The sequence below is a fragment of the Nocardiopsis sp. iso_40 genome, from assembly GCF_056173285.1.
On the sequence record NZ_CM149666.1, the window covers coordinates 641,045 to 654,635 of the forward strand.

Sequence of the window (13,591 nt, forward strand, 5' to 3'; positions counted from 1 at the left end):
TTTCCCGGGGGCCGACCGTCCCCGGCCCCTATTTCGGCTCCAGGTCCGGCCCGGCCCCCGCTTCCGGGGACCGGCGGGAGGTCTCGTGGGGCACAGTGTGGAAGAGCGGTACCAGGACCGTGTCCACGATCTCCACCACCAGGCTGTCCGGTACGGGCTCCACCCGGAACAGGAAGTGGTTGCGCAGCAGGGCCTGGCCCACGTCCAGCCGGACGTCCGCCACCGCCTCGGCGGGGATCTCGCCCCGCGCCACCGCCCTGCGGGCGACCTCCGCCATCATCCGCCGTCCCATCCCCTGGGACCGGGTGCGGATCTCCACGTCGTGCTCCGGGTGCGGAAGCGCCTCCCCGAGCAGGCCGCGCAGGGCCTCCCCGGCGGGGCCGGAGAGGGTCCGGGCGCTCTGGCGCAGCAGTACCAGCAGGTCGCCGCGGAGCTCCCCGGTGTCGGGGATGTCCGACGGGTCGGGCAGCAGGTGGTACACCGCGTCCATCACCAGCGTGGCGCGGGAGGTCCAGCGCCGGTACAGGGAGGCCTTGCTCGCCCTGGCCCGCTCGGCGACCCCCTCCATGGTCAACGCCGTGTAACCGTGCTCCGCCAGTTCCTCGATGGTGGCCTCGAGGATGGCGTTGACCAGGGCCTCCCCCCGGCGTCGGGGGCGTTTTCGGTGATCGGTGCTCTCGGCGGACATGTTCGCATCCTACGAAGCTCTGCTGACGCGGCCGCTGCCGCCGTCCACGGTCACCGACTCCCCGTCGGTGAGGACGGTGGTCCCGGTACCGGTGCCCATCACCGCCGGGATGCCGTACTCGCGGGCCACGATCGCGGCGTGCGAGGCGATCGCCCCGGAGTCGACCACCACCGCCGCCGCCCGCTGGAACAGCGGGGTCCACGCCGGGTTGGTGTACGGGCAGACCAGGACGTCACCCTCGCGCAGACGGTGGAAGTCCTCGGCCCCGCGGATGACCCGGACCGGGCCGGTCACCGTGCCGGAGCTGGCGGGGGAGCCCGCGACCAGCGCGTCACCGGTGTCCCGGCGGGGGAAGACCCGGGCGTGGTCGATCAGCGCCACCCCGGACATCTCGGCGCGTTTGGCCGCCCGGCCCCGGGCCAGGGAACGCAGCCGCTCGGCCTGCGCCGCGGGGATCGCGGTGACGTCCCCGACCTCCACCACCTCCTCCAGCCGCAGGTGGAAGACGTCGAAGGCCTCCTCCAGGACCCCCGCGCCCCGGAGCCGCTCCCCGATCTCCAACAGGGAGCGGCGCAGGGTCGGCAGGCTCGCGGTGAAGTAGAAGTGGCTGTCCTCGCGGAAGGCCACCCCGTCCTGCGCGGCCCGCAGCCACCGCTCGACACGGGCCCGGGCACGGCGCCCGCGCAGCAGCGGGTGTTCGAGCAGCCGCTCCAGCGCCCGCGCTGACCGGGAGGCGGTGTCCCGGGCCCCCTCTGGCTGGTCGAGCAGGGAGCGCACCAGGCCCAGCACGACCTCGGGGGACTCGACCAGCGTCGGCGGGCTGACCAGCAGCGGAGACGCGGTCTCCCGCCGCCCGTACTCGCGCAGGAAGGATTCGAGCCCGTCACGGAACTCCGCGAACCCGGTGCCGCTCCCCTCCCCGAGCGCGGCCAGGACCCCGGCCGGTTCCCGTTCGGTGAACAGTCGGCGCAGTTCCGGTACGGCCCGCGCCCGGTCGGCCAGCGCCCGCAGTGCCTCGTTCGAGTCCTCGGTACGGGTGCGGGCCCCGCCCAGCAGGTCGGCGAGCAGTTCCCGGCAGCCCAGGAGACGGGTGGCCAGCGCCATCCGGGCGAGGGCCAGCCCGCTGCCGGGCAGGTAGTCGATCCGCAGGTCCCGGCAGGGGGCCATCAGCGCCAGAGCCCGCGCGGGCACCCCGACCAGCTCGGCCCACGGCAGAGCGGGCAGGTACAGGGCGTCCAGGGCGTCGGCCTCGGAGAGGAACTCCGCCAGCCTCGGGTCCGCGGTCCAGCCGGCGGTCCGGAATCGTCGGGCCCTGCGGGCCAGCCTCCAGGGGGTGAGCAGCATGCGCGGTCCCGGGTGCGGGGAGGGCGGGACGAGCTGGACGACCACGCCGTCCTCCTCGCGCAGATAGTTCTCGAAGGTTCCCTTCAGGCCGTAGTACGACGTGACCTCCCGCATCATCCCGGTGGGGCCGTGCTCCAGCCAGGTGCTCATGTCCATGGGGTAGGGGCGGACCGGGAGGTACTCGGTGAGGATCGCCGCCTGGAACCGCTGGCGCCGGTTGAGCGCGACGGGGGGCGGCGGCAGCGCGGTCATCGGCCGCGCCTGCACGATCCGGAACCGCTGGCCGGACAGGGCCCACTCGATGTCCTGGGGCCGTCCGAAGTGTTCGGCGATGGTCCGAGCGTGCGCGGCCAGGGCGGACAGCTGCCCCTCGGAGAGCAGGGCCTCCCGCGCGCCCGCGCCGCCGTCGGGCGCGTCCGGCGCGCCGCCGTCGGGCGCCTCCGGCCCCCCGGAACGGACGGGTTCCGCCGCCGACCGGTCCTCCTGGCGGACCCCGCCGCCCTCGACCGAGCGGATCACCACCTCACCGCGCCCGGGGGTCCACTCCACGACCCCGCCGCGCTCGTCCAGCAGGTAGTGGTCGGGGGTGACCAGCCCGGACACCACCGCCTCGCCCAGGCCGGCCCCCGCGTCCACGACGATCCGGTCGCGCGCCCCGCTCACCGGGTCGGCGGTGAACATCACCCCGGCCACCTCGGAGTCGACCATGGCCTGCACGACGACGGCGATCCGGACCTCCGTCTGGTCCACCGCCCGCTCCTGACGGTAGGCCACCGCCCGGTCGGTCCACAGCGAGGCCCAGCAGCGGCGGACGGCGTCCACCACGGCGTCGGCGCCGACCACGTTGAGGTAGGTGTCCTGCTGGCCGGCGAAGGCGGCGCCAGGCAGGTCCTCCGCGGTGGCGCTGGAGCGGACCGCCACCGGGACGTCCGCGCCCAGCCGTTCGTAGGCGGTGACGATGCGCTCGCGCAGCCCTTCGGGCAGGGCGGCGCCCGCCACCGCGGCACGCAGGTCCGCGGGTCCGGGCCGTGGACCGTGGCTCTCGGCGGTGCCCTCCCCGGCCCCGCCCTCCACGGCGGCGACCAGATCCGCCAGGCGCACGGACTCGACGACGGCGGCGTAGGCCTCGGTGGTCACCACGAAACCCTCGGGTACCGGCAGTCCGGCGCGTAGCAGTTCGCCCAGGTTGGCGGCCTTGCCGCCGACGGTGGGGAGGTCGTCGGCGCCGAAGGCGTCCAGCGGCCCGACGAACGGGGTACGGGTGGCGGCGGTGGATTTCACGGGTTCTCCTTGAGGAGTTCGGTCTGCGCCCGGGTGCGCAGAGGGAGCGCTGGCAGGGCCAGCGCCAGGAGGAAGGCCAGCCCCAGCAGGGGGGCCACGGTCAGGATCGCCGCCGGTACGGCGGCGCCGAAGGCGGTCTCCACCAGCTCCCGTGCGGGTGCCGGCAGTGCGGCGACGGCCTCCGGGGTGAGGCTGCCGCGGTCTGCGACCCCGGAGGGGACGCGTTCGGCGAAGGAGCGGGTGACCAGCGCGCCCATCAGAGCCACGCCCACGCTGGCGCCGACCTGTCTCAGGAAGAGCACGGAGGAGGTGACCGCCCCGAGGTCGACGGGGTCGGTGGCGTTCTGCGCGGCGAGCATCACCACCTGCATCACCAGCCCGACCCCCAGGCCGGTCAGGAACAGCATCGCCACCAGGCCGGGGACGCCCCCGGCGGACCCGACCAGGCCGAGCAGGAGCGAGCCCAGGGCCATCAGCGCGGTGCCGGTGACCGGGGACCACCAGTACCGGCCGCTTCGGGTGATCAGCCGTCCCGAGACGGTCATGGCGATCAGCGCGCCCGCCATCAGCGCGGTGACCAGGAACCCCGCTCCGGTGGCGGTGGTACCCAGCCCCACCTGGGCGAAGGGCGGTACGTAGGTGAGGGTGCCGAAGAGCGCGAACCCCACCGTGAAGCTGAGCAGGACCGGGACGACGACCCCCCGTCGGCGCAGCAGCCGGAGCGGTAGCACGGGGTCCCGGGCCAGGCGGGCCGAGACCAGCCACAGCAGCAGGGCGGTCAGGGTCGCCCCGGCCAGGGCCGGGGCCGCCCACTCCGGCCCTGACCCGTTCCCGGCGAGCAGGTCGGCCAGGAGCACGGCGCCGACCACGGTCGCGGCGAGCGCGGCGGCTCCGAACAGGTCGACCGGTTGCCGGGTGGTCGGCCGGGGCAGGCGGAGGGTCAGGGCGAGAACGGCGAAGGCGATCACGCCCAGCGGAAGGTGGACGGCGAAGACCCACCGCCAGGAGAACAGGTCGACCAGCACCCCGCCGAGCAGCGGTCCGCCCACAGCGGGCAGCACGGCGAACACGCCGATGATTCCCAGGTAGCGGCCGCGCTCCCGAGGGCTGATGATCTCGGCCAGGGTGGCCTGGCCGCCGATCATCAGCCCGCCGCCGCCCACGCCCTGGAGCACCCGGGCGCCCACGAACACCGGGAACGAGGTGGCCAGGGTGCACAGCAACGCGCCGAGGACGAAGAGGGCCAGGGCGATCAGGAGCAGCGGTTTGCGTCCGAAGCGGTCGCCGAGCCTGCCGTAGACCGGAAGCACGGCGGTGGCGGCGACCAGGTAGGCGGTGATGACGGCGGGCATCCGGTCCAGCCCGCCCAGTTCCCCCGCGATCTCCGGCAGAGCCGGGACGACGGAGGTCTGGTCCAGCGGGGCCAGCAGCATCACCAGCAGGAGTCCGGGCAGGGCGAGGGCCACGGATCTCCGGTGCTCTGTCGGCCCCACTGCGTTGCCAACACTCACTGCGGACCTCCATTCCTCGTCTTTAGAGAACGCCTTGTTTCCTAAGAAGCTAGCCCAACGCTGTAGAAAACGCAACGTTTCCTATTGAGGAGGCGGGTGACCGAGGCGGCTCCCCTGTCCCCCGGGCGCGCCGCCGATCGCGGACGCCCGTCCCGCCGCCGACCGCGGACGTCCGTCCCGGCGCCGGTCCCGTCGGGCGCACCCGCCCCACTCCCGGGCCCGGCCCCCGGATACGCTCGGCGCGACACCTGACCTTGGGAGGAACCACATGACAGCGACCGCGGTCGTCACCGGAGCCAGCAGCGGGATCGGTGCCGCCACCGCGCGCGGGCTCGCCGCCGAGGGCTACGACGTGGTCCTGGTCGCCCGCCGCGCCGACCGGATCGAGGCGCTGGCCGGGGAGATCACCGAGAGCGGCCACTCGGCCCGGGCCCAGGTCCTCGACGTCACCGACCGCGCCGCCGTCGACGCCTTCGCCGGGGCGCTGGACTCCTGCGACGTGCTGGTCAACAACGCGGGCGGCGCGATCGGCACCGAGACCGTCGCCACCGCCGACCCCGCCGACTGGCGGCGGATGTACGAGGTCAACGTCCTGGGCGTGCTCAACATGACCCAGGCCCTACTGCCCAAACTCATCGCCAGCGGCGACGGCACCGTCCTGCTCGTCTCCTCGGTGGCCGGGCACGTGGTCTACGAGGGCGGCGGCGGTTACGTGGCCGCCAAGCACGGGGCCCACACGCTGGCCGCCACCCTGCGCCTGGAGCTGTGCGGGGAGCCGGTCCGGGTGCTGGAGGTGGCGCCCGGCATGGTCAAGACCGAGGAGTTCTCCCTCAACCGCCTGCGCGGTGACGCGGACCGGGCCGAGGCCGTCTACGCCGGGGTGCCCGACCCGCTGAGCGCCGAGGACGTCGCCGACACCATCGTGTGGGCCCTCACCCGGCCCCCGCACGTCAACATCGACCTGCTGGTGGTGCGCCCCCGGGCCCAGGCCGCGCAGCACCGGGTCCACCGTGTTAAGGAGTAGCCGGGGGAGAGCGGGGAGGGCCCTCGTCCGCGGGCCCCTCCCCGCTCCGCGACCGGGTGGCTACCGGGGGTCGAGCTCCTTGGCCAGCAATTCGACGAGGCCGTCCAGGGCCTCCTCCGAGCCCTCGTCCGCACAGCTCAGGGTCACGCTCTCGCCGTGGGACGCGCCCATCGACATCACGGAGAGCACGCTGCGCGCGTCCACCGGCTGCTGGCCCCGACGGGCGACCGTCACGGGCAGGCCGGTCTCGTTGACCGCCTGGACGAACAGGGCTGCGGGCCGCGCGTGCAGGCCCAACTGGGATCCGATGACAACGGTGCGCTCGGGCATGTGAGTCCTTGGAGGGTGTCGGGCGGGCCCGGTACTTCCGGTCCCGGTCACAGCTTGCCGATCCGCCACGGGGGGATCGGGTCCGGCCGCCGGGGTGACGCCCTCGGCGGCCGTGTCGTCGGGTCGGGGGACGGTGACGCCGGGCGGGGACGCGGCGGCCCGCCAGGCCGGAGCCCGGCACAGGCGCTCCCGGAACGCTTCCCGGGCAGGGAAGCCCGCGAGCGCGCTGTCGCCCGCGCCCACGGTACTCCGGGTGCTTCCGGCCCCGGCCGGGTTGTCCACAGATTCGGGATCCGCTCTGGCGGACCGGGCCGATTCCGGGTTGGCTTGGTGTGTCGGGGAACGGAGGACCCGACGACGCGGCAGGCGCCCCCGACCCGGCGCCCACCGCGCGCGGGCCGCCCCGACCGCCGCCCGACCGCCGACCCCAGCTGTCACAGGAGAGCACCCCATGGAGCAGACGGAACCCGTTCCGACCCCCGCCGCCGACGCCCCGCGCCCCGCTCCCGTACTGAGGGGCATCGCGGCCGGGCCCGGCGGTGCCGTCGCCCCGGTCGCCCGGATGTCCGCCCCGCCGGCGCTCCCCGAACGCGAACCCGAGGTCGCCGACCCCGAGGCCGAGGCGGGGGCCGCGCGCGACGCCCTGGAGGGTGTGGCCGCGGAGCTGGAGGGGCGCGCCGCGGACCTGGGCGGCGACGCCGCCGCGGTGCTCAGCGCCCAGGCGCTCATGGCCCGGGACCCCGAGCTGCGACGACAGGTCGAGGAGGGGGCGCGGGACGGCCGCGCCGCCGCCTGGGCCGTGTGGGGGGCGTGCGGTCGCTACCAGGACCTCCTCCTGGCCGCCGGCGGCTACCTGGCCGAGCGCGCGGCCGACCTCTCCGACATCCGGGACCGGGCCGTGGCGGCGCTCCTGGGGTTGCCCATGCCCGGGCTGCCCGACCCCGGCCACCCCCACGTGCTGGTCGCCGAGGACCTGGCACCGGCCGACACCGTCCGCCTGGACGGCGACCGGGTCCTGGCGATCGTCACACGGCTCGGCGGCCCCACCAGCCACACGGTCATCCTCGCCCGCTCCCTGGGCATCCCCGCGGTGGTGGGTTGCGCGGGAGCGGAGAACCTGGCCGACGGCGCGGTCGTGGCGGTGGACGGGGACACGGGCACGGTCGAGACCGACCCGGACCCGGAGGCCGCCGAAGGGGTCCGGCGGCGCGCGGAGCGGCGCCGAGACCTGCTCCGCGCGTCCTCGGGGCCGGGGCGGACCGCGGACGGGATCCCCGTGGCGTTGTTGCTCAACGCCGGTGAGGGCGACCCCGGGGAGGCGGCCGCACACGACAGCGAGGGCATCGGCCTGCTGCGTACCGAGTTCCTCTTCCTCGACCGCGCCGAGCCGCCGACCGTCGCCGAGCAGACCGAGGTCTACACCCGGCTGTTCCGGGCCTTCGCCGGACGCGTGGTCACGGTGCGGACCCTGGACGCGGGTTCGGACAAGCCGCTCGCCTTCGCCGCCACCGGCCCGGAGGACAACCCGGCCCTGGGGGTGCGGGGGTTTCGGACCGCACGCGTCCACCCGGGCCTGCTCACAGACCAGCTCGCCGCGATCGCTGCCGCCGAGCGCGCCGTCGGCACCGCCGGGCCCGCGGCGCGGGTCCGGGTGATGGCGCCGATGGTGTCGACCCCCGCCGAGGCCGCCGAGTTCGCGGACCTGGCCCGCTCGGCCGGGATCGGGGAGGTCGGGGTGATGGTGGAGGTGCCCGCGGCGGCCCTGCTCGCGGACCGCCTGCTGCCCCGGGTGGACTTCGTGTCCGTGGGCACCAACGACCTCGCGCAGTACACGATGGCCGCGGATCGCACGCTGGGCGCGCTGCCCGATCTGCTCGACCCCTGGCAGCCCGCGCTGCTGAGCCTGGTCGGGAGCACGGGCGGGGCGGGGGAGCGGCTGGGGCAGCCGGTGGGTGTGTGCGGTGAGGCCGCCGCCGACCCGTTGCTGGCACTGGTGCTGGTGGGGCTCGGTGTGACGAGCCTGTCCGCGGCACCGCCCGCGCTGCCCGCCGTGCGCTACGCCCTGGCCCGGCACACCCACGCCGAATGCCGCGAACTCGCCGAACTCGCACTCACCGCCGAGGGGCCCGAACAGGCCAGAGAAGCCGTCCGGGGCGCGACCCACCCGGAGGTCGTGGGTCTCTGACCACCCGAGGGGCCGCGGGGCCCGGTACGGACGGGGCGCTCGGGGCGAGAACAGCACTGCGTTCGTCCCGTCCGTCGGGAGAGGCACCGCGACCCCGCGCGCCGGGACCGGCGCGCGGGGTCGCGCGGGTACGCCGAGCGGCGCGGTTCAGGTCGTGTAGTCGGCGTTGATCCTGATGTAGCCCTCGGTCAGGTCACAGCCGTAGACGGTGAACGCACCCTCGGCGATGCCCAGGTCGACGCCGATCACCACCTCGTCGCCCTTCATGTGCTGGGCGGCGCGCTCCAGGGTCTCCTCGGTGGCCTCGGCCGGGAAGGTCTCCACGTCCCCGAACACGATCCGTACGTTCTCCGGATGGACGTCGGTCTCCTCGGAGCACTTGCCCACGGCCATCGCGACCCGGCCCCAGTTGGGGTCGGCGCCGTGCACCGCCGTCTTGACCAGCGGCGAGTTCACCACGGCCTTGCCGATCCGCTTGGCCTGCGCGTCGTCGCGAGCCCCGGTGACCCGGACCTCGACGAGTTTGCCCGCGCCCTCGCCGTCCGAGGCGATCATCCGGACGAGCTTCAACGCCACCTCGTACAGGGCGGCCTCGAACTCGGCGGCCTCCACCGGCCCGGCCAGTCCGTTGGCGAAAACCGCCGCGGAGTCGCTGGTGGAGGTGTCGGTGTCGATGCTCAGGGCGTTGAAGGTCCGGTCCACGACCCGGCGGAACACCGCGTCCAGAACCGGCTGCTCCAGCTCGGCGTCGGTGAAGAACCAGGTCAGCATGGTCGCCATGTCGGGCTCGATCATGCCGACGCCCTTGGCGATCCCGGTGAGGGTCGCCCCGCCCACCGTGGCGGTCGCGATCTTGGGGCGGGTGTCGGTGGTCATCATGGCCGCGGCGGAGCGGTCCAGGTCGGCCGGGGGGAACTCCGCGGGCAGACCGTCCAGGTAGGAGCGGACCTTCTCCATGGGGTAGGGGCGGCCGATGACCCCGGTGGAGGCGATCAGGAGGTCGTCGGGGGCGACACCGGCGGCTCGGGCCACACCCTCCTGGACCTCACGGGCGTCGGCCGTCCCGATCTGGCCGGTCGCCACGTTGGCGTTTCGGGCGATCACCATGACCCCGCGGGCGTGTCCGTCGGCCGCGGCCGCCCGGCTGAGCCTGACGCTCGGGGCGGCGAACCGGGACCGGGTGAACACGGCGGAGACCACCGCCGGGGCCTGCGAGACCACCGCGAAGAAGTCGTCCTTGGGGTCCTTGATCCCGATGTTGCCGGCCACGCCGACGAAACCTGCGGGAACGGGGGTCTTGCTGCTCATCGTCCTCCTCGGAGCTTCGTGGGCGCAAGCCTACTTCGCCACGCCCGAAAGCCCCGGTTACGGCCATGACCTGTGGGGGTTTCGTACTGTGCGGAGACGGTCCGGGTGTGACAAGGCGGAGCGAACGGGGTATCCGCCGAGTGTGGGGTAGACCGCTCGGGGGGAGGCGTGTTGTGCGTGATGGTGACTGGCTCACGGAGACTGGGGCGCGGATCCGCGGTGTCCTGAAGGTGATGGTGGACGCGGGCTGGCTTCCGGGCGGGACCGCCGTGGTCGGGACCGGGGGCATGTGGGAGTTCGTGGCGGTCGGACGGACCGACAGCGAACACGACACGGCACCGGACGTGTCCTACGACGTCGCGAGCCTGACGAAGGTGATGGCGACCTGGCCCCTGGTGGGCCGGGCGGTCGCCGAGGGGGCCCTGGACCTGAACGCCCCGATGTCGGAGTACTTCCCGGGCGATGACCTGCCGGGCGCCTGGGTGACGACCCGGCAGATCCTCACCCACACGAGCCGGCTCGACCAGGTCACCTGGTTGGAGCGCTACGTGGGCACCGACCAGGACCTGGCCGAGGCGATTCTGGCGGATCCGCTGGAGGAGCCCGGCTACCAGTACGTCGACCGCGGGTTCATCCTGCTCGGGCTGCTCCTGGAGCGGTTGTACGGCAAGGGGCTGGACCGGCTGGCCGCCAGCCTGTGGGACGACCTGGGCATGCGGTCCACCGCCTACGGTCCGTTGGCCAGGTCGCCCAGCGTGGCGCCGACCGAGCGCCGTCTCGTCGGCGCGGCGCCCTCCTGGGGCGTGGTGCACGACGAGGCGGCCGCGCTGATGGGCGGTGTGGCGGGGCACGCCGGGGTGTTCAGCACCGCGATCGACCTGGGCGCCTATGCCCGGGAGATGCTCCGCCTGCACGAGGGCGGCGCCGGGGCGATTCCCGGTTCGTTCGTTCGGGAGAGCTGGTCACCGCAGGTGGACGCGGGTGCCCGGCTGTCGAGAGGACTGGCCTGGTTGGTCACCCCGGAGGGGGTGGTCTACCACAACGGTTTCACCGGGACGAGCCTGTTCATGCACCCGGAGAGCGGACGGTACGTCGGTGTGCTCACCAACGCCGTGCACTACGGGCGCGACCGCACCGGGCTGGTGGACCTGCGGGCGGCCGCGCGTTCGGCGCTCACGCCGCAAGCCCACGAATCCTCTCCGTGAGGCGGCCGAGCAGGTCGGCCAGCCCGGCGGGTCCGCCGACGACCAGGTCGGCGGCGTCGGCCACCGCGGTGACCTCCGCGGAGGAGGAGCACACCGTCAGGCCGGACACGCCACGCGCACGCAGCGCGGCCACCGCCTCGAAGGCGGGCAGGTCGCCCAGGTCGTCACCGGCGTAGAGGACGTGGAGCGCGCCCCTCTCCTCCACCAGGGAGGTGAGGGCCGCACCCTTGTCCACACCCTGTGGACGGAGTTCGATCACCATCCGCCCGGGCTCCACCTTGAGCCCCGCGCGTTCGGCCAGCTCCGCCAGGGGTCCGCCCAGCAGCTCCAGCGCCCTGTCGGGGTCGGCGGCGCGCCGGGTGTGCACGGCCAACGAGCGGCCCTTGTCCTCGATCCAGGTGCCCTCCGGTGCGCCGGAGGCGTCCACCAGGCCCGGGAGCTCGGCCCGGACCAGGGCCACCCCGGGCGGCGGGTCGGCGGCCACCACACGGCCCTCGGACCAGCGCTCGGCGCCGTAGTGTCCGAGCACGGTGATGCCGGGTACCCGGTCCAGACCGCCGAGGTCCACCGCGGTGGCGGCGCCGCGCCCGGTGATCACCGCGACGGTGCCCACCAGGTCGGCCAGCTCGGTCAGCGCGGCCACGATCCCCGGTTGGGGGGCGGAGTCGCGCGGGTCGGCGACGATGGGTGCCAGGGTGCCGTCGAAGTCGAAGGCGAACAGTGCCCGCGCGGGTTCGGTGAGCAGTGCTTCGAGCGCGGCCCGCCCGGTCGGGGTGGTCGGTTCGGGCAGTCCGTTCCCACCGGTCGGCTCGTTCTGTGCGTGCGGACCGCTCGGCCTGTTCCGCTCGGGCGTTCCGTGCTGTCGGGGCTGAGGCAAGGCAGGACCCTGTCGCTGTCGATGGGGAGGGCGCGCGTGTGCGGGCCCGGACGGGGCGGTGGCCGCCGACGGGGAGCGCGCGGGTCGGGGTGCGCGGGCTCGGGGGTCTCCCGGGCGGCCGCACTCGGGACGCCGGTCAGAGGTGGATGCCCAACTGGCGCGCGTTGCGTTGGCGTCGGCGGTCGGCGCGCAGCCGACGCAGACGTTTGACGGTCATGGGGTCGAAGGCGAGCGCCTCGGGGCGCTCGACCAGTCCGTTGAGCAGTTGGTAGTACCGGGTCGCGGAGAACCCGAACTCGTCACGGATCGCCTGTTCCTTGGAGCCCTCGAACTTCCACCACTGGCGTTCGAAGGCGAGGATGCGCTGTTCGCGTTCGGCGAGGGCCGACTGACTGCCTTCGGGCGGACCGATATTCGGCATGGGACACCCCCTGGACGGGTAATTGGTTTGTCCGGATCGGCGCGACTCATGCTAGCGACTCGACATGCCGGATGAGGAACGGAGAACCCAGGACTGGCACCAGGGATACAGTTACGTTTCCTACCCTCCAGGCCACTTGTCCAAGCCTGAATCCTGTGCCCATGACAGAATTGCGAGGGTCCGGGGAGGGCCCGGCGGAATGCCGACCGCAACGTTCGAGGGAGCCTGACGTGCTCGGGGGCAACAGCCGTAACAGGACACACACGCGCCATGTACCGGGCGCCGCGGCGGGGGCCTGCGCGGCGCTCGCCGTACTGGGACTGACGGCGGTTCCAGCCGCCGCCGACGGGGTCCCCGACTTCCGGCCGGAGCAGTGGGCTCTGCAGTCCGTCGGGGCACAGGAGGTCTGGGAGTCGACCCGGGGCCAGGGCCTGACCGTGGCCCTGCCCGGTGTCTCCGTGAACGAGGAGCACCCCGATATCCGGGACGACCTGGAGGTGGACACCGAGTTCGGCGGCAACGGCACCGACACCGAACAGGGCACGGCCGCGGCCTCCCTGGTCGCGGGGCACGGACACGGTATGGACGCGGACGGCGGGGTCCTGGGCGTCGCCCCGGAGGCCGAGCTGCTGGTGCTGCCCGGCGACGACCTGCCCGGTGCGATCCGCTACGCCGTGGACGCGGGCGCCCAGGTCGTCCTGCTGCCGGAGGAGGTCGGTACCGACGAGGAGCAGTCGGAGGCCACCGCGGAGGCGGTCCAGGACGGGACCCTCGTCGTCGCCCCCGCCGGCGGCGAGGAGGACCCGAACGTCCTCGCCGTGGGCGGTGTGGACGAGAACGGGGGACTCGTCCCGGACCCGCCCGAAACCTCGTCCGTCGAACTCCTCGCGCCCGGGGCGGCGCTGGAGGCGGCCGGGACGGACATGGGACTGAACGAGGTGACCGGAACCCCCTACGCGGCCGCCGTGGCCGCCGGGGCGGCCGCGCTGCTGCGGGCCGAGTACCCGCAGCTCTCCCCGGAACAGGTCCGTGAGGCGCTGGTCGGGGACGCCCCACAGGGCCCGGAGGGGCTGCCGCTCCTGCACCTTCCCAGCGCTGCCGCCCAGGCCGCGGAGGTCGCGCAGGAGAACCCGCTGCTCGACGAGGACCTGGTCGAGGAGGACTCCCCGGACGTGCCGGTGTGGATCTGGTTCGCCCTGGTCGGCGTCGTCCTCGCCATCGTGGTGATCCTTCTGGCGCTGTGGGTGCGCCGTTCCAGCAAGGACCCCTACGGTGTGGCGGCCGAGCGGCGGACGCAGGACGAGGAGCTGGCCGCCGAGCGGGCCGATCGGGCCCGGGCCGAGGAGCGCCCCTCGCGGCGCAGGAAGGGCGGCCGACGCCGCAGGGGGTAGGGGCGGTCGCCGCGGCGGACGGCCGC

11 protein-coding genes are annotated in these 13,591 nt (G+C 74.2%); 4 read left to right on the plus strand and 7 right to left on the minus strand.

Annotated features, from left to right (window positions below):
- Positions 1 to 28: 28 nt before the first annotated feature.
- The 3 genes from AC0VYD_RS02785 to AC0VYD_RS02795 are packed head-to-tail and all read right to left on the minus strand — an operon-like array spanning position 29 to position 4,824.
- The gene (locus AC0VYD_RS02785) at positions 29 to 688 is read right to left on the minus strand and encodes a TetR/AcrR family transcriptional regulator (RefSeq protein WP_475478441.1); all 660 of its coding nucleotides are present in this window, start codon (positions 686 to 688) and stop codon (positions 29 to 31) included.
- 9 nt (positions 689 to 697) lie between these two features.
- On the minus strand, positions 698 to 3,313 hold the full coding sequence (locus AC0VYD_RS02790; RefSeq protein ID WP_475478442.1) for a PEP/pyruvate-binding domain-containing protein: 2,616 nt from the start codon (positions 3,311 to 3,313) through the stop codon (positions 698 to 700).
- Positions 3,310 to 4,824 (minus strand): MFS transporter, encoded by a 1,515-nt coding sequence (locus tag AC0VYD_RS02795; RefSeq protein ID WP_475478443.1) that lies wholly within the window; start codon positions 4,822 to 4,824, stop codon positions 3,310 to 3,312. The genes AC0VYD_RS02790 and AC0VYD_RS02795 overlap by 4 nt, the downstream gene beginning before the upstream one ends.
- A 268-nt stretch (positions 4,825 to 5,092) precedes the next feature.
- On the opposite strand from AC0VYD_RS02795, the gene AC0VYD_RS02800 reads away from it, so the two are divergent.
- Positions 5,093 to 5,848, plus strand: a complete 756-nt coding sequence (locus tag AC0VYD_RS02800) for an SDR family NAD(P)-dependent oxidoreductase (RefSeq protein ID WP_475478444.1) — start codon at positions 5,093 to 5,095, stop codon at positions 5,846 to 5,848.
- Positions 5,849 to 5,908: 60 nt separating this feature from the next.
- On the opposite strand, the gene AC0VYD_RS02805 is transcribed toward AC0VYD_RS02800, so the two are convergent.
- Positions 5,909 to 6,178 (minus strand): HPr family phosphocarrier protein, encoded by a 270-nt coding sequence (locus AC0VYD_RS02805; protein WP_475478445.1) that lies wholly within the window; start codon positions 6,176 to 6,178, stop codon positions 5,909 to 5,911.
- Between the two features lie 451 nt (positions 6,179 to 6,629).
- On the opposite strand from AC0VYD_RS02805, the gene AC0VYD_RS02810 reads away from it, so the two are divergent.
- Positions 6,630 to 8,363 (plus strand): phosphoenolpyruvate--protein phosphotransferase, encoded by a 1,734-nt coding sequence (locus AC0VYD_RS02810; RefSeq protein WP_475478446.1) that lies wholly within the window; start codon positions 6,630 to 6,632, stop codon positions 8,361 to 8,363.
- A 147-nt stretch (positions 8,364 to 8,510) separates the two neighbouring features.
- On the opposite strand, the gene argJ is transcribed toward AC0VYD_RS02810, so the two are convergent.
- Positions 8,511 to 9,671: a bifunctional glutamate N-acetyltransferase/amino-acid acetyltransferase ArgJ gene (gene argJ, locus AC0VYD_RS02815; RefSeq protein WP_475478447.1), complete on the minus strand. Its 1,161-nt coding sequence runs from the start codon at positions 9,669 to 9,671 to the stop codon at positions 8,511 to 8,513.
- A gap of 173 nt (positions 9,672 to 9,844) precedes the next feature.
- Between argJ and AC0VYD_RS02820 the strand changes: the two genes are divergently transcribed.
- Positions 9,845 to 10,876, plus strand: coding sequence for a serine hydrolase domain-containing protein (locus tag AC0VYD_RS02820; protein ID WP_475478448.1), 1,032 nt, complete (start codon positions 9,845 to 9,847; stop codon positions 10,874 to 10,876).
- Here AC0VYD_RS02820 and otsB read toward each other — a convergent pair.
- A complete protein-coding gene (gene otsB / locus AC0VYD_RS02825) occupies positions 10,845 to 11,666 on the minus strand; it encodes a trehalose-phosphatase (RefSeq protein ID WP_475480162.1) in 822 nt (273 codons plus the stop codon). The two genes, AC0VYD_RS02820 and otsB, sit on opposite strands and share 32 nt — an antisense overlap.
- 223 nt (positions 11,667 to 11,889) lie before the next feature.
- Positions 11,890 to 12,174 (minus strand): DUF3263 domain-containing protein, encoded by a 285-nt coding sequence (locus tag AC0VYD_RS02830; RefSeq protein WP_475478449.1) that lies wholly within the window; start codon positions 12,172 to 12,174, stop codon positions 11,890 to 11,892.
- A gap of 230 nt (positions 12,175 to 12,404) precedes the next feature.
- Between AC0VYD_RS02830 and AC0VYD_RS02835 the strand changes: the two genes are divergently transcribed.
- Positions 12,405 to 13,565, plus strand: a complete 1,161-nt coding sequence (locus AC0VYD_RS02835; RefSeq protein WP_475478450.1) for a S8 family serine peptidase — start codon at positions 12,405 to 12,407, stop codon at positions 13,563 to 13,565.
- The last annotated feature ends 26 nt before the right edge of the window (positions 13,566 to 13,591 follow it).

Bases quoted from the DNA above. Each gene is read 5' to 3' on its own strand.
- argJ (WP_475478447.1), bottom strand. From the start codon at position 9,671: ATGAGCAGCAAGACCCCCGTTCCCGCAGGTTTCGTCGGCGTGGCCGGC.
- AC0VYD_RS02810 (WP_475478446.1), top strand. From the start codon at position 6,630: ATGGAGCAGACGGAACCCGTTCCGACCCCCGCCGCCGACGCCCCGCGC.
- AC0VYD_RS02830 (WP_475478449.1), bottom strand. From the start codon at position 12,174: ATGCCGAATATCGGTCCGCCCGAAGGCAGTCAGTCGGCCCTCGCCGAA.
- AC0VYD_RS02800 (WP_475478444.1), top strand. From the start codon at position 5,093: ATGACAGCGACCGCGGTCGTCACCGGAGCCAGCAGCGGGATCGGTGCC.
- AC0VYD_RS02805 (WP_475478445.1), bottom strand. From the start codon at position 6,178: ATGCCCGAGCGCACCGTTGTCATCGGATCCCAGTTGGGCCTGCACGCG.
- AC0VYD_RS02785 (WP_475478441.1), bottom strand. From the start codon at position 688: ATGTCCGCCGAGAGCACCGATCACCGAAAACGCCCCCGACGCCGGGGG.